Source organism: Prolixibacter sp. SD074 (assembly GCF_009617895.1).
Classification (GTDB): Bacteria; Bacteroidota; Bacteroidia; order Bacteroidales; family Prolixibacteraceae; genus Prolixibacter.
The window spans coordinates 1286885-1302608 of record NZ_BLAW01000001.1 but is presented as its reverse complement, the minus strand read 5'-3'; the positions used below and the strand labels follow the sequence as shown (position 1 = coordinate 1302608).

Sequence of the window (15724 nt, the reverse complement as noted above, 5' to 3'; positions counted from 1 at the left end):
AGTTATTATAAGACCAATCGCGGTTCGTTGTTAAAAGAACTGGAATACGATGATATCATGGCCGGGCATATTTTTGCCCAACACTCCAACGATTATGACGTATTAAGGGAGCGGACCGGGTTTAATCTGAACACGGAGTATAAATTTGATAAATTTAACAGAATATACGTGAATGCCAACTACAACAGGTATTTTGATAAAGAGATCAGGCGGAAAAACGAATGGGTCATCGATGATAACGAGGAAACAAAAGAAACCAGAAACCGGGTCGAAGATCAGTATTTAAACAGCATTATGTTTGGGGGAAACCATGATTTTAACGGCATAAAGCTTGATTATACAGGAAGTTGGATTAAAGCCAAAGAAGATATGCCTGCGAGGACTTATTTCAGGTTTCAGCGTGATTTTGATTTCTCGGGTTACACTAACGATGAAATAAAAGAATTTAGCCCGAATACAAAATTTACCCAGGAAGATGTGCTCACACTCAACCGCATTCGCGTTGACGATAACCTGAAAGAAGATGAAGACATTTCGGGGATGGTAAATATTGAAATTCCCTATTACCTGACCGACGAAATGAGTACATTAAAATTTGGCGGAAAATATTTAAATAAAGATGCAAAATATACAGCCCGGAGATTGCAATTAAAGGATTTTCCTGAAGAACACACACTTGGCGAAGCGGAATTTGGTTTTATCGATGTGATTGCAGACCCGGATGATACAGGGTATTTGGGAGCAGAAAAGGCCGAGTACCTCGACAAAACGGATGACAATTATGATGCCAGTGAGGATATATGGGCTGCCTACGGGATGACAACGCTGAACCTGACTGAAAAATTTACCATTCTTGCCGGGTTAAGGTTCGAAAAAACCACGAATAAATACCAGACACTGGCCATCGCGTCCACTAACCAAAATGAATCAGATGCAAGCTACTCAAATTTATTGCCCTCTGCCCATTTTACTTACCGGTTCAACGATAAAATGAACCTGAGGTTGGCTTATTCATCGGGGATTTCCCGGCCTGATTATGTTTCATTGGTCCCCTACGAGTTTAGGGATGATGATTCGAGGGAAATAGAAAGGGGCAATCCGGAACTTGATCCAACCACTTCCAATAATTTTGATTTGATGTTCGAGAGTTATACATCATCTTTGGGGTTTTTCAGCGCAGGAGTCTATTATAAAAAAATGGCTGATATTATCCTGAATTCAACCCATACCGAAACATTGCCGTATGAAGGAGGATCACCGGTCTACGAGATAACCATGCCGGTTAACGGCGATGACGATGCTACAGTTTATGGTTTTGAACTTGCCCTGAATCAGCGACTTAATTTTCTCAACGTGCCTTTCCTGGATTATTTCAGCATTTATGCCAATTACACTTATACAAAAGCTGAAATAGAAGTTAACGGAAGAAACTTACCGATGGGATACAGTCCGGAAAATATCGCAAACTTTGCATTGATGTATGATAATCCGAAAATAGGTTTGTCGTTCGTTATTTCGAATAATTTCAGGGACGATATCCTGCAAAGTGTGGGTGACGATAAATATACCGATTCCTATTTTAAGCAGGAATATCATCTTGATTTATCGGTGAAGCAAAGAATTACGAAAAATTTGTCTGCTTTCCTTCAGCTTAATAACCTGACCGATCAGGAAGAACGACAGATTTACGGAAAACCATCAGCCGATTATGCCAAGCTTCAGCAATGGGCAAAATTTGGAAGATACGGTACTATAGGACTCTCTTTTAAACTTTAACGATTTCTAAAATACCTGTTGTATGAAAAGATCTGGAATCGGACACAAAGAATATTTATTTATCTCAAAACATGCTATGCAGGGAATATTCCTTCTGTTCCTTGCATGCTGTTTTTTATCAGGAATGCAGGCCTGTACAAATGATCGGTGGGAGGTGAACAGACAGGCAACCGCAGCAGAACTACCGGATCAGTTCGTCAGCACATCTGAACCGATCGCGGGATTATCTTATGGACAAATCCGGTCTTATCTGCATTATTATTCGCCCGTAATTTTCAAACAAGCGAATGAATATGACGATAATCACAAAGGCCATGACTGGATCACCAACTTCAATTACGACCAGGACAATTACCTGGCCAATAATAAAGAGAACTGGAGTGATGAATTAAAAAAATATGTCAACCAGGGTGAACACCCCGACTGGCAGATCAGGCCGACACTGTATTCGGCAGCCATTCTTTTTTACGATCATTCCCTCCAAACCAATAGTATTATTTTGCTCTACCATGTATATCATGCCAAGCAACGCTACGAAATACACGACTGGGAACGGATAGAGATAAGAATTGACAATGTTCATGGCGGACCTGGCTCCGGTGAGGAAATTAACTACGTGGTCATTACCCGGCACAGCCTGCACAACGCCAGGGAATATCCTGATCCGGATCTTAACTTCATGACAACATCTGCCGGGAAACATGTGATGATCTGGCAGGCGGACTGGGATTTCAACCTGTTCAACCCGTCGCAGGCAGAGTTGCATTTTGTAGAGGAGAGCTGGTCGGATATCACGGAACTAAATGCGAATAATGCAACGGCAAAAGTCGATATTAATAACGAAGGCAAAAGCCTGTTCCATTATATTTTTGTTGATCAGAATGATACCGAGGCAACGAGTTTCTGGAATGCGCAGGCCATACAAAATGACAATGCCTCAAGCCTGGCTTCCGGGAAAGATCAGTATTCAGGCGTTTCCATGTCTGAAGTAAAAAGAATTACCTATGAACTGCAGGATCTGGCTGACATTATCCCCAGCCACCTGGATCCCGCCAATTGGAAAGATGATCTCTCCGTCAATATGGTGACCCCGGTTACGGGTGAGAACGGCACCCCGGAAGTTTTAACCGGAGTAACAACCTTCTATTACACCGCACTGGATACCCAGGATCCCCACGAAGACCGGAAAGGTTATATCCGGAAACACTGGTTTTGGGGAGTATATATTTATGGTACGGAAGGCGATAACTTCTATTCCGAGTTGGGACCTGAACCATGGTTTCAACATCTTTATTTTGCCCATAATGGTACCCGGGGAGATAGTTCTGTTGAGGACGAGCTGGAAAACAGGGGAATATTTCTGGGCAAAGAGGAATATGCGAACTGGAATACCAGCGATGGAGGCTTCGACGGACGATGGGTTCAGTTATTCCCGGATTAGTCCCTATCAGGAAAAATAAAAAATAAAGAAGATAGGGAGCTCTGACTAAAATCGACGGAGATATAGTCCTATCGGGAAAGAATAAAGAGGTAATTTTGCAGCAGTTTGATTTATCAATCCAGGTTCATTTATGAAAGACAATAAAATATTACATCAAACAAGAATCATCATATTCCTGCTTTTTTTGTTGATTACAAACATTTCGTTTTCCCAAACTGAGAATGCCACCTTCAAAACAGTACAGACCTATGAAATCCGGGAAGCAAGGCAGGGTATTGCGATTGATTCGGCTTATTTTTATGCCATTAATACAAAAGGAATTGGAAAATACAGTAAAAAAAACGGTGATCTTGTTGCCGAATGGAAGGACGATTCAGGACAGATCATCCATTTCGATGGTGGGGTAGTCGTCAATGGCAAACTTTACTGCGCCCATTCAAATTATCCGGAAATCCCAATGACCAGTTCAATTGAGATCTTTGATACGGAAAATCTTGAACATCTCGGTTCCCACAGTTTTGGGATAAAATATGGGTCCTGTACCTGGGCCGACTATTACAACGATTATTGGTGGGTCTGCTTTGCCCATTATGACAAATTAGAACCGCTGACAAACAAAAATAACAGGTGGACCGTATTGGTAAAGTTCGATAAAAACTGGCATGAACAGGAATCCTGGACATTACCGGAGACCATTCTGCAGGAATTCAAACCAATGAGTTGCTCGGGCGGTTCCTGGGGACCTGATGGCAATTTATATGTAACCGGTCACGACAGTGCCAGGGTCTATGTCCTGCAATTACCAAAGATGGGATCGATTCTTGCGTTGAAAAAGATTTTAAAAATCACCTCAGAAGGACAAGGCATTGCATGGGATCGCTATGAAACAAACAATCTATACGGGATAATAAAAAAAGGTAATTTAGTCATCAAATCCAGATTATCCCCTTTTTAACCACATTGCAGCTTGATCTCGATAATTACAGAACCAATAAAATTTTTTAGATTAAGTTCTTTTTTGGCTACTCAGACACACATTTTGAAACAGCACATAATTTGTCAACAGAGTATTTTTTTGAATATCCTTTAACCACGTTTTTCCCAGTATATGTTTTTATCCAACTCTTGGCTGAACGAATTCTATATTCTCTTTTAGGAGTCTTTTTCATTTGTTTCCATAGTAGCAGGGCTTTCTTGTATGCGGCACAACGTTTTATATTGTGTGTTGAACTAAACCCGCCTTCGCGGGTAGCTCTTTCAAAATTACCCGATTCTTCCTATACTCCGAGATTATTTACCATAAAAATTTCAGATTATGAGAAAGAAATCGGGTTTTACTATTGTTGGGCAGGCCATTATGCTTGTTCCTGAGTTTGAAAAAGTTGTCCGCAAGCTGGAGCAACAGGTTACTTTGCGCGGACAGAGCAAAAGTACATTAAATAATTATATCCGGCGTATTGCGCTGTTTGTGGTTCATTTCGGCAAGCTGCCCGAGCAGATCGACCCGGATGAAATTAACGAGTACCTGGCTGCATTGGCCCGCGACCCCAAATCCCCTTCACGCAGCAGTTTTAAACACATGGTGTACGGGTTGCGTTACTATTACCGTTTGCTGGGGATGAACAAAAATGCTATCGCTTTGCCATCGCTAAAAGGAAATACCAAACTTCCCGTTATCCTCAACCAACTGGAACTTAAAGAGCTTTTCAGCGCCCCAACGCTTCTCAAACAACGAATTGTGTTGACCTTGATTTACTCGGCCGGACTGCGTGGCCAGGAAGTGATTAACCTGAAAATCCCGGATGTGGATTTTCAGCGGAAGACTATCCACATCCGCCAAACAAAACCTGGCTTTACAATTTACCGCGGAAGAGAAGCCCGGTATTGATGCGCTTATCAAACAACAAAAAACGCCTGAAACAAATGTTGAACGCTTTGCAAGGCTGACTGGCGTAAATCCCTGTATTTGTCCCGTATGTAAAACCGGGCGGATGGTTATCATAAGAGAATTGCCCGGATACGTTCCCCCACAGGAGACACTTTTAAAAAACGGGTAAAACAAATCTAAGGAACTTTCAAATTTGCGCTCCCGGTGCAACCGGGAAAGTTATGCCATAATACCAGCAAGAATGGCAAAAAAGCAGGGTACAAGCACCAACTTGCCTGTGCCAATGGCGTGTAAAAGCGTAAAAACCTGCAATACGTCAAAGAACACCTTCATTATTCTTCTTCAAAAAATACTAAAAACCTTCAGAAAGTACATAGCTCTGAGCCCGGCTGGTGTAGTTCAACACCGACTCATCGCTGGGCCTTGCAGACCGCTCAGAGTCCTATTTATTGTAGCTCGTTTTTTTCTTTTTAAAAATATGTATTCACTGCAAATTCAAATTGATTTATAAAAATCTCTTTGAACACAGATATATTATTTTGCTCATAAAACAGTAACAACGCCTTTTTATATTCCACGGAATCAACAGTTCTAAATGAAATCGGGCAATATTTGTTGTTCATCAGAATTGCATTACTTACAATTCTTGCTGTCCTTTTATTCCCATCAACAAATGGTTGGATATAAGAAATTAACACCAATGTCAAAAGTGCTTTTTCGAAAATATTGCTTTTGCCGTTTACCAAATCGCACATATTTATCAATGATTCCCTGATTTGAAATTCATTGTCTAACGGACGATAATTTGTCCCTGAAATACCGACTCTTCTTTTTCGAATATTCCTGTCAATTGCTAATTCTTTGATTAAGATACTATGAATGTCCTCAATTTTTGAAACAGTCAACGGAATTAAATAATCAGGATTTTCAATGATAAAATCAATCGCATCTTTATGGTTTAGAAGCATCGTTGCTTCTTCTTTTGTTTTTCCTGAAGCAGTTTCTTTTTCCTTTAGCAATCTTTCAGTTTCGAGCAGTGAATATGTGTTTCCTTCAATTTGAGAAGATTTCCAGCTCAAATCGATTGCCAGTCGTTCCAATTCTTTTTTGTACTCAAATTCTGAAAGTTGAGAAAGATTTTTTTCATAAGTATTTTGAAGTTCCGTCAATTTAATAATCTCATTTTCGGTAAAAAGTCCTGTGTTTAAAAGGGTTTCCGAAATTAGGTTTAAATTGAAATTTTCATTGATTGTTCTTTCGTCAATCTCCTTTTTATAGTATTCTTCAATGTCAACAGGTTTAAGTAATTCGTAAGTAGGAGAGATGATATATTTTGTGGCTTTTCCTTGTCCGACTTTTGAAATTAGGTTTTGAGAAGTAAGATTTAATAAAATTCTTTTAACGGTTGCATAACTCAATGAAACTGAAATTCCTTCATGAATTTCTTTAGAGGAACATTCTTTATTTTTTAGAATGAAATTTAGTATTTCGGAGTCTCTTTTGTTTTTCATTGTCAATTTATTTAGCTCACTAAAGTATTAAATGCGGCTCAATTATGCAATATTTATGAGCTGATTCTTTTTTCAAAATGAGCTACAACGGTCGGCGGTATGGTTAGTTGCCGATTTCGGAGCGCGTTCCTGTCCGAAGGACACGGAACTGCGAAACGAGAATCCGCAGTTGGCGTACCACCGAACCCCGCCCTGCAATATGTACCGTGTTGAACTTAACCTCACTGGCGTTCGGTGGTTTTACAGGCCACCGAAAACCAGTATCTTTGAGGCATTTAATCATTTAAAATTAATTATTATGACAAATTTAAAAAAAGCTTTGAACAGGAAGCGGTTTTACGCAATCTAAGTGAAAGGACCCGTAAAAGTTACTGGTGGCACATTGCCGATTACAGTAACTTTTGCAAAAAAGACCCGGAACACACGGGAGTAGAAGAACTCAGGGCCTATTTTCAAAGTATGCTCACCGATGGGAACCACAAACCGGGCAGTGTAAAAATGGGCTACTACGCCCTTCGGTTCCTCTTTACAAATATTTACCATAAGGAGTGGGCAAAAGAATACCTTCCAACGCCAAAGGTTGCCAAAACACTCCCGCTGGTTTTATCAAAAGACGAAGTGAGCGATGTACTCGGGGCTATTGACAACTTCAAGCACCGCGCTATCATCATGCTCATTTATTCCACCGGGGCCAGGGTATCAGAGAGTGTAAACATCAAACTTACCGACATTGACAGCCGACGGATGCAGGTAAACATCCAGGAAGGCAAAGTAGTGTGGAAACGAAAAACGTGCCCAATATCCGGGTCCCGGCCCCAAAACAGGTAAAATAGCAAAACCGGCAGCAGAAAAACAACGGAAAGGATGCAGGAAAACCATTCAATCCCCATAGTGTATAGCTTTGAACAGCAACGGTTAAGCCCAACACGAATTAAAACACAATTGAGCGCGCATTTTGAGCGCTGTTACCCTAAAAAAAGGCAGCAGGTAAATCAACCTACTGGCTTTTTTCAGGGCCCAACTGTGCCTTAATTCCTAAAATGTTGTGCGGTCGGCTTTCTTTTTAGTCTGATTATTTGTCTTTCTAATGTTATTTAAATAGTTCGTAAATGGTTTTACTTCAGAGTTGGATTCTTTTTCAATGTTCGCCTTTTCTATTATTTTTTCAGGGGCATCAATCTTATTTAACAAAACGCTAATACCTGTCACGGTTTGATTCCCGCTATACTTTGTCTTTCTATAACTTAGTTTGAAACCGTTTGATGTCACAATTTTTAGAATGTCATTTAATAAAGGGCGAAAATCCTTCTGAGATGAAAAAGTCAAATCATCCACATATCTTGTGTAGGTAATTTCGTGCTTTTTGCAAAGTTCAATTAGTTGTAAGTCTGTTTCAAGAAAAACGAGGTTCGCAATATGAGTGCTTGTAGGTGTTCCTTGTGGTAATTCAAACTTCCAAGTTGTCAACTTGGTCAGCCAATGAGAAAAGTGTGGTGAAAATTTCAGTTTTACAAAAGTTTCATACACTCTTTTTGAACTAATGTTAGGATAAAACTCTTGTAAATCTGTTGTAAATTGAAACTTATTCCCCTGGTGAGGTTTTGCATTTGTTATGTTGCTTCGTCCTTTTACGCCACCGTGAACACAGTCAGGAAGAGGAATGGGAACTAAAATCTTATTCTTGATATTTCCTTGAATAGCTTTTAGCTCCATTAATGATGGACGAATAATTCTTTTCTTTACTGTCCCGTCCTTGTATTTTTTTAAGTCTCCTGTTTTCTTATCTGTTTTCTTTTCAACCCATTCTTTATAAAAGCTATCAATGTTGGAGATTAATGTCTCAACATCTTTTGGTTTAAAGCCAATAGCTGCACATAGTTTTTTGAACTCATTCTTTTTATACTGCGAAGAATTCATTTACGAATGATTTTACAGAAGGACTAACTATTTCAAACGCCTTCCTTTTATTCGGCTGAACATCATCTTCAGTCATTGATAAAAAGAATAAGATTGGTAATGGAATATTTAGTTTTTCACTAATTGCTTTTAAAGTAGAAAGAGTGGGTTCTTTCAAGTTTCCTTCAATTTGTGAAAGATAAGTTTGAGTAATACCGCATAAAGAGGCAAACTCGTTTTGAGTTAGCCCTTTTTGCTTTCTAATATTTTTTATGACGTTACCTAAATCCATTTTCGATTTGCTTGAAAAAAATTAAGGAGTGTTCGGTTTTTTAATCAGCATCTTTGGACATCTATTCTGGTTTCAAACGAAAAACTTGGTTAACAACTCAATGACTTTTGCAAACTCGTCAAGAATTTGCTCATTGGTCTTACCTTTTTTCCGTTTCAGATTTTGAAGTCTTTCTAATACTTCATTCAAGACAACTCTGTCTTGTTCCGAAAGAGAACACTGGCTCTCTGCGATAACTGTGATACCTTGTACCAAGTTATCAATGTTTTGGATTTGTTTTAATCTACTCATTTTACTTTGTTTTTAATGAACAACGACATTGTTGTCCTGCTAAACCAACTCTGTCGTAAATAAAATGGTAGTTAAAGTCTATGCACTTAATGTGTAAACAATGTTCTCATACACTCACTTAAATTTCCTGCTTTTAATAAATAATAGCATAATAACGATTGAATCAATATCATCTCACATCATTCAGTCTTATGAGGGACAGTCTGACAGGGATAATGATTGAGTGTCGCTAATTTACCCGTTAGGGTTGTCTTTTCAGACAGTCAAGTGAACTCCATTAAGTCCATAAACACCAAAACATTTTTTCAAAGAACTAATACATTGCAAATATAGTAAAATATTCCTGATAGTTAATAGAAAGTTTGAAAATATTTTTCAACAATTCATTTAAATTTTGTTGAAAAGTCAGTTTGTCCTGCTTAGTTAAATGATGTTCGGGTGTTTTTTTAGCTGCCGCACAACGGTTGGGTATATGAACAGGTTTGCCTTGTAGAATGTTTCAAATTAGTAGTAACCTTAATGGCAAACTTGCTTATATACCGTGTTGAACTTAACCTCACTGGCGTTCGGTGGTTTTACAGGCCACCGAAAACCAGTATCTTTGAGGCATTTAATCATTTAAAATTAATTATTATGACAAATTTAAAAAAAGCTTTGAACAGGAAGCGGTTTTACGCAATCTAAGTGAAAGGACCCGTAAAAGTTACTGGTGGCACATTGCCGATTACAGTAACTTTTGCAAAAAAGACCCGGAACACACGGGAGTAGAAGAACTCAGGGCCTATTTTCAAAGTATGCTCACCGATGGGAACCACAAACCGGGCAGTGTAAAAATGGGCTACTACGCCCTTCGGTTCCTCTTTACAAATATTTACCATAAGGAGTGGGCAAAAGAATACCTTCCAACGCCAAAGGTTGCCAAAACACTCCCGCTGGTTTTATCAAAAGACGAAGTGAGCGATGTACTCGGGGCTATTGACAACTTCAAGCACCGCGCTATCATCATGCTCATTTATTCCACCGGGGCCAGGGTATCAGAGAGTGTAAACATCAAACTTACCGACATTGACAGCCGGCGGATGCAGGTAAACATCCAGGAAGGCAAAGGGCTGAAACAACGTAAAGTGCCGCTATCGCCGGTTTTACTTTCTGTTTTAAGGGATTATTACAAAAAGTACAAGCCGCAGCATTACCTTTTTGAAGGCGCGGGAGGAAAAGGTACCCACCTGGGCATTACAGCAGTACGGACTATTTGTATTAATGCACGGCACCGCACGCCACAGGTTAAAAAGCCTTACACGCCACACACTTTCCGGCATTGTTTTGCCACGCACCACCTCGAACAGGGCACCAACATTCTGGCCATACAGCGCCTGATGGGGCATTCCGATTTAAGCAACACGCTCAAATACCTCCACGTGCAGCAACTCAACACAAGCCAGGTGGTAAACCCGCTGGACACGCTGGAAGGACTGGAGGGGCTATGCAGGAACAAATAATTGTAGGAAGTTTACTGCGTGAATACGGGGGAAACTACATCAGCCAAAACAAGGTAACAAAAGAGCAGCAGAGCTTAATCCACCTGCTGTCGGCGTGCCGCACCGGGGGCCTTGGAAGCCATTTCGAGAAATGCGACCATTGCAGCTATACAGAGAAATCTTATAACTCCTGCCGCAACCGCCACTGCCCTGTGTGCCAGCAAAAAGAAAAACTGGAATGGCTGGACAAACGGATGAAAGAACTTCTCCCGGTGGGGTATTACCATTTGGTGTTCACCCTGCCGCATGAGTTAAACCCGCTTTGCCTGCAAAACAGGAAAGTGATGTATGGCTTGTTGTTCAAAGCTGTTTCACAAACCCTGCTCGAACTTACCCGTGACGTAAAGCACCTGGGCGCTGATATTGGCCTGGTTACCGTACTCCATACCTGGGGGCAGAACATGAAGGAACACCCACACCTGCATTGCATCATGCCCGCAGGGGGCCTGGGCTTCGACCGCGAACACTGGGTGCATGTACCGGCCAAAAACAACTTTTTCATCGCAGGCAAGATATTGGCAAAAAAGTTCAGGGGAAAGTTTCTGTATTTGCTAAAACAAGCCAAAGAAAAAGGGGAACTCGATTTTCACGGCAAACTGGCAGGCATAAAAGGGCCTGTGCAGTTTAACCGCTTCCTCACGCCTTTATACAAAAAGGACTGGGTGGTGAATGTGCAGGCACCCATGGGCAATCCTGAAAAAATACTGGAATACCTTTCGCGTTACGTGTTTCGTATTGCCATTACCGACCGGCGGATTTTGGAAGTGAAGAATGGCAAAGTGCGATTTTCGTGGAAAGATTACCGTACAGGCAGGTTCAGGGAAATGAAACTGGATGTGGATGAGTTTATCCGCCGGTTTTTGTTGCACATTTTGCCAAAGGGCTTTTTTAAAGTGCGGTACTATGGAATTTTATCGAGCCGTTACCGTAAACAAAACATCCTGGCGGCAAAACAACTGCTGGCACAAGAGGTCGAAAACCGGAAAGAAGAGGCACTGGAAGATGGCGGCCAGGTTTGGGAAAGACAGGATACGGTGTGGACTGAAATCCTGGAATGTATCCAAAACTTCCGGCAGCCCAACTGCCCGGTATGTAAAAAAGGAAGGCTGCGTTTTGCCGGTTTGGTGAAAGATGTTCCGTGGGAACCCGGATAGTGCCTACCCTGCAAATCGTTCTTTGAAAAAATTGCACAACCGGTTTACCGGCTAAAAATTCCCTGTTTTTGGCTGAACGGGAAAAGTATGTCCGGTGGAAAACGAAAAACGTGCCCAATATCCGGGTCCCGGCCCCAAAACAGGTAAAATAGCAAAACCGGCAGCAGAAAAACAACGGAAAGGATGCAGGAAAACCATTCAATCCCCATAGTGTATAGCTTTGAACAGCAACGGTTAAGCCCAACACGAATTAAAACACAATTGAGCGCGCATTTTGAGCGCTGTTACCCTAAAAAAAGGCAGTAAGTATGCAAACCTACTGCCTTTTTTCAGGGCCCAACTGTGCCTTAATTCCTAAAATGTTGTCTTTCGTAGTTCTCTTCTCCAAGTTATTTAATTATGAGTTTTTCAATATGATTTTCTTTACCAGATTTCACTAGTGTCTCTTAATAAATGTTAAAAAATATCAAACTCAAAATGCAACTGCCCATCGTCAGGGATTTGCTCAGCCTCCATAGGCTGGAACAGCTCCTTGATATTGTCCTTTGCCAGAAGGGAACTGCCCAATATTCTCATGACCTCATAAATGCTCCTGTTGAGTTCAAGTTTTCTTTCAATGATTGCAACAGTGCAATACGTGATGATAGCTACATAAACCTGTATCCGTACAGCATTCTCTGTATTTCCCCAGAAGGACTTGATGCGCAGATGTCCCTTCATCCATTTGAAGAAGGTCTCTACGACCCATCTGTTTTTATAAAGAAAGGCAATGTCCCTGGCCTTCAGAAAAAAGTTGTTCGTGTAGTAAGTGAAGGTTCGTTTGAGTTCTGGTTCATAATATATTATTCTCCTGATTTCGGACGGATAGTTTTCCGCATTTCCCCTTGTGGTGAACCTCACTGTATTATCTCTGAGGATATTATCTGTGTTCTCCAGAAGGTCTTCTCCGGCTATGACTTCAAACTTTGGTCTTCGTTTTTCCCGGATAACGAAGAACGAGTTGAGCAACCCGATACGGTACAGCCTGTCCAAATCCCAGTAACCACGGTCAAAAATATAGCAGGCAAACGGCTCATAATTTATCCAGTCCATCGCATTCACATCATGAACAGCAGCCTCTGTGATGTTGAACGAGACCGGTATCTGGGTCACAACATCAAGTTGTGTGTGTATCTTGATGCCGGACTTGGTACTTCTGAACCTTGCCCACTCAAAAAGAGACATACAGAGGTCTATGGTGGTGGAATCAAAGGCATAGTACTTCCCACTGAGTTCAAACTCCTTATCGATACGCTTTTTCTGGGCAAGTTCTACCATATGATAGGCAAATTCTTCAAAAATTTGGTAATCACGGATTTGATTAACTTTGGACAGTTGCGTTCTGTTAATAGGTGTCCGACCAAAACCAAGGTGAAAGGATTTCTTGGCATGAGCAGTAGTTATATCAGTCAGTTCACGAAGGCTGTTGCAGCCATCCAACTGACCGAACATGAGAACAAGCATCTGATTCCAGCTTGTCAAACTCCATTGCCTTGTCCTATCCTTGTATTTCACCATAATTCTTTCGAAATATCGTTGCGGTATAAATTTTGCTATCTGACTGAAAACGTACTTGCCTTGGTTCATGTCTGCCCAACTTTATGGTTTCAAACAAATATAACCATTTCAAAAGGCCGACAAGGTTTTTGCTAATGATACAGTTGATTATCTATTAGTTATAAATGAATTTAACGATTTTTAAGAGACACTAGTGACCAGATTTTAATAACACAAAGTAGATTCCCTTTTTTAATCCAGAAATATTGATAGTTGTTTTGTTTGATTTCATTTTTATTTTCTTTCTTATCTGCATTGTATTATCAATGAGTTCTACTTCATATTCATTGTTATTATTGACGCTATTTGTTAAACCAATAACTTCAATTTCTACAGTATTACTTGCAGGATTTGGATAAAGAGCAAAAAAAGGACTGGCATCTCCTGTAAAAAATGAGTAATTTTTCGTGTATGAACCACAAGCATTGCTTGCTGTGCAAGATAGCATTAGTATTCTGTCAGCAGCCTTTGTATAAACATAGACAGTATTATAACTTGCTGACCAATTAATAGGGATTAATGTTGACCCTAAAACTTTTGCCCAGTGATAATTTGTGGCTAAGCCATAATATTCATCTACAACCAGTTTCCCTTCATATTTGTAGTCACCACTTCCGGCTAATATTTTATATGAGTCAGAAATGTAGTCGTAACTTAGGTTATTAGTGCTGGTAACATCAAGAATTGAGGGTGGACCTACACCAATATCATAATTAGTTACACTGAATGAGTTTCCGTTAATAGTAACAGTAGCTCTTAGCCAACTACTACCATACCCATTCCCTGAACAAATAGCGCTTGTATTTGAGCTCGAAATAATATTAATGTTTGAACTGCTTGTCCAGTTAACAGTAGCATTTGAAGGCACATCACCATTTAATGTATAGGTTTCATTTGAGCTTGTACACAAAAGATTTGCACCGGTAATGTCATAGTTTAATGGATTCGGTTCTGTACTAAGACCAACTGCATAAAAAGCCATATCAACTTGATTCTTTATAAAACTTGAGTCTCCATAGTAAACCATTGCAGCATTTGAAAAGGCAGATTTAAAATCGGAGAAACTACTTAAATTGTCAAGGTATTCGTCATATATGCTGTTAGTTATAAACTCTTCAGCTTCATCCATACCAATGCCATAAACGGAATAACTATCTCCTATTTCATTCGTACCGGAACCTCCATTTACAAGTAAATAGAACCAGTATGAAAATACACCGCTTTTTATATATTGACTTGTTGTATTATTAAAACTAGGGCTACCATAGGTGACAGAAAGTTGGTATTTTGCTAAAGCATCTGTAGGATTTGCATTATTTCTCATGCAGCTACCACTCTTTACCACCTGGTCACCTATTTGCCAAATATTAACGGGTTCTATTGCATTTTCAAGAATTACGGACCAAATATCACTCAATCCTTCTTGAATTGCTGCTGAGGGTACATCATCATAAGGTATGTCAGCTTGCATATCGCTAATCCCGTGACCATATTCGTGCGCTACCGCATCTAATGATGCAATGGGGTTTAAATATGTATAACCTTCTCCAAATAATAGCCGATTATAGGTAGGATCCCATTTTGCATTATCTCTATCATCAGGATCATTTCCCCACCTAATAAAAGCATTAATATCGAAGGAGTTGTCATTAAAACTACTTATTTCATAATTGTCATAAAAATAGTCATATATTTCCTGTAATGCCCAATGGACATCTAATCCCATATCAATATTGTTAGGACTATGTTCAGAAGAAGTCCAGATGTTATTATAATCATAGATTTCAGCAGCATTAGTGATATTGGTGCTGTTATTTAGGTTTTTTGTATGTATTGGAGCTGCACGCGAATCATCTTCTAATCTATATTTACCAGAACCCAACATTGTCTTTGCTGTTTGCGTTCCACTATAACGTGTGCTAAATGTTCCAACGTAAGAAATACCTGTCATTCTAGGGATTGTTGCCAGAACTTTTCCTGAATTAGCATCAATATAACCAATCTCATTATTAACAATGCATTCGGCATCAATTGTTACTTTATACACTAGTTTTGGGATTGAAGAAGAATCAGAATTTCCATAACTAAATTCTCTTATTAAAAGTTCGCTTTGAAAGTTTACAATGGAGTCAATGGGAATATTTTTATAATCCGCAAAAGCATTTCTTGCGTCAATGGAGGTTAATATAGGGGCTATATCCATATCATCGATTGCAACAAAATTACCGTGAGCGTAAACCATTGTGTCATTTTTATAATGAAAAGTATAGCCTCCATATTCAACTTTAATCCCTTTGTAATACTGCTCAAAATGTTCGTTTTTTAATCCTTTGAATTAGGC

At 39.8% G+C, this 15724-nt stretch carries 13 protein-coding genes; 7 read left to right on the top strand and 6 right to left on the bottom strand.

All coding sequences use genetic code 11. The features are described from left to right. Positions 1 to 27: 27 nt before the first annotated feature. The 4 genes from GJU82_RS05765 to GJU82_RS05750 all read left to right on the top strand — a co-directional run bounded on the left by GJU82_RS05765 (position 28) and on the right by GJU82_RS05750 (position 5105). On the top strand, positions 28 to 1776 hold the full coding sequence (locus GJU82_RS05765; RefSeq protein WP_153631275.1) for a TonB-dependent receptor domain-containing protein: 1749 nt from the start codon (positions 28 to 30) through the stop codon (positions 1774 to 1776). 22 nt (positions 1777 to 1798) lie between these two features. Next, positions 1799 to 3217: a hypothetical protein gene (locus tag GJU82_RS05760; RefSeq protein WP_153631274.1), complete on the top strand. Its 1419-nt coding sequence runs from the start codon at positions 1799 to 1801 to the stop codon at positions 3215 to 3217. A gap of 130 nt (positions 3218 to 3347) precedes the next feature. Further along, positions 3348 to 4172 carry a hypothetical protein gene (locus GJU82_RS05755; RefSeq protein ID WP_153631273.1) on the top strand — a complete coding sequence of 275 codons (825 nt, stop codon included), beginning with the start codon at positions 3348 to 3350 and terminating at the stop codon, positions 4170 to 4172. 360 nt (positions 4173 to 4532) lie between these two features. Further along, positions 4533 to 5105, top strand: coding sequence for a phage integrase N-terminal SAM-like domain-containing protein (locus GJU82_RS05750; protein ID WP_153631272.1), 573 nt, complete (start codon positions 4533 to 4535; stop codon positions 5103 to 5105). Positions 5106 to 5575: 470 nt separating this feature from the next. On the opposite strand, the gene GJU82_RS05745 is transcribed toward GJU82_RS05750, so the two are convergent. Next, positions 5576 to 6616, bottom strand: a complete 1041-nt coding sequence (locus tag GJU82_RS05745; protein ID WP_153631271.1) for a Fic family protein — start codon at positions 6614 to 6616, stop codon at positions 5576 to 5578. Positions 6617 to 6904: 288 nt separating this feature from the next. Between GJU82_RS05745 and GJU82_RS05740 the strand changes: the two genes are divergently transcribed. Further along, entirely contained in the window at positions 6905 to 7444 is a 540-nt protein-coding gene (locus tag GJU82_RS05740; protein WP_228488768.1) for a phage integrase N-terminal SAM-like domain-containing protein, read from the top strand. A 207-nt stretch (positions 7445 to 7651) separates the two neighbouring features. On the opposite strand, the gene GJU82_RS05735 is transcribed toward GJU82_RS05740, so the two are convergent. The 3 genes from GJU82_RS05735 to GJU82_RS05725 form a co-directional block, all read right to left on the bottom strand. Beyond that, entirely contained in the window at positions 7652 to 8533 is an 882-nt protein-coding gene (locus GJU82_RS05735; RefSeq protein ID WP_153631269.1) for a reverse transcriptase family protein, read from the bottom strand. Then, positions 8514 to 8804, bottom strand: a complete 291-nt coding sequence (locus GJU82_RS05730) for a helix-turn-helix domain-containing protein (RefSeq protein WP_153631268.1) — start codon at positions 8802 to 8804, stop codon at positions 8514 to 8516. The genes GJU82_RS05735 and GJU82_RS05730 overlap by 20 nt, the downstream gene beginning before the upstream one ends. Positions 8805 to 8876: 72 nt before the next feature. Next, positions 8877 to 9095: a hypothetical protein gene (locus tag GJU82_RS05725; protein WP_153631267.1), complete on the bottom strand. Its 219-nt coding sequence runs from the start codon at positions 9093 to 9095 to the stop codon at positions 8877 to 8879. A gap of 623 nt (positions 9096 to 9718) precedes the next feature. Here GJU82_RS05725 and GJU82_RS05720 point away from each other — a divergent pair. Together GJU82_RS05720 and GJU82_RS05715 are read left to right on the top strand one after the other, a co-directional pair. Beyond that, positions 9719 to 10594, top strand: coding sequence for a site-specific integrase (locus GJU82_RS05720; protein ID WP_228488754.1), 876 nt, complete (start codon positions 9719 to 9721; stop codon positions 10592 to 10594). After that, positions 10579 to 11787, top strand: coding sequence for an IS91 family transposase (locus GJU82_RS05715; RefSeq protein WP_153630605.1), 1209 nt, complete (start codon positions 10579 to 10581; stop codon positions 11785 to 11787). The genes GJU82_RS05720 and GJU82_RS05715 overlap by 16 nt, the downstream gene beginning before the upstream one ends. Positions 11788 to 12243: 456 nt before the next feature. On the opposite strand, the gene GJU82_RS05710 is transcribed toward GJU82_RS05715, so the two are convergent. Together GJU82_RS05710 and GJU82_RS05705 are read right to left on the bottom strand one after the other, a co-directional pair. Then, on the bottom strand, positions 12244 to 13413 hold the full coding sequence (locus GJU82_RS05710) for an IS4 family transposase (RefSeq protein WP_153631266.1): 1170 nt from the start codon (positions 13411 to 13413) through the stop codon (positions 12244 to 12246). Positions 13414 to 13534: 121 nt separating this feature from the next. Beyond that, a complete protein-coding gene (locus GJU82_RS05705) occupies positions 13535 to 15625 on the bottom strand; it encodes a M4 family metallopeptidase (protein ID WP_153631265.1) in 2091 nt (696 codons plus the stop codon). Between the last annotated feature and the right edge of the window lie 99 nt (positions 15626 to 15724).

Excerpts from the sequence above, each read along its gene's own strand:
- GJU82_RS05760 (WP_153631274.1), top strand. The coding sequence starts at position 1,799 with ATGAAAAGATCTGGAATCGGACACAAAGAATATTTATTTATCTCAAAA.
- GJU82_RS05755 (WP_153631273.1), top strand. The coding sequence starts at position 3,348 with ATGAAAGACAATAAAATATTACATCAAACAAGAATCATCATATTCCTG.
- GJU82_RS05750 (WP_153631272.1), top strand. The coding sequence starts at position 4,533 with ATGAGAAAGAAATCGGGTTTTACTATTGTTGGGCAGGCCATTATGCTT.
- GJU82_RS05745 (WP_153631271.1), bottom strand. The coding sequence starts at position 6,616 with ATGAAAAACAAAAGAGACTCCGAAATACTAAATTTCATTCTAAAAAAT.
- GJU82_RS05735 (WP_153631269.1), bottom strand. The coding sequence starts at position 8,533 with ATGAATTCTTCGCAGTATAAAAAGAATGAGTTCAAAAAACTATGTGCA.
- GJU82_RS05730 (WP_153631268.1), bottom strand. The coding sequence starts at position 8,804 with ATGGATTTAGGTAACGTCATAAAAAATATTAGAAAGCAAAAAGGGCTA.
- GJU82_RS05725 (WP_153631267.1), bottom strand. The coding sequence starts at position 9,095 with ATGAGTAGATTAAAACAAATCCAAAACATTGATAACTTGGTACAAGGT.
- GJU82_RS05715 (WP_153630605.1), top strand. The coding sequence starts at position 10,579 with ATGCAGGAACAAATAATTGTAGGAAGTTTACTGCGTGAATACGGGGGA.
- GJU82_RS05710 (WP_153631266.1), bottom strand. The coding sequence starts at position 13,413 with ATGAACCAAGGCAAGTACGTTTTCAGTCAGATAGCAAAATTTATACCG.
- GJU82_RS05705 (WP_153631265.1), bottom strand. The coding sequence starts at position 15,625 with ATGGTTTACGCTCACGGTAATTTTGTTGCAATCGATGATATGGATATA.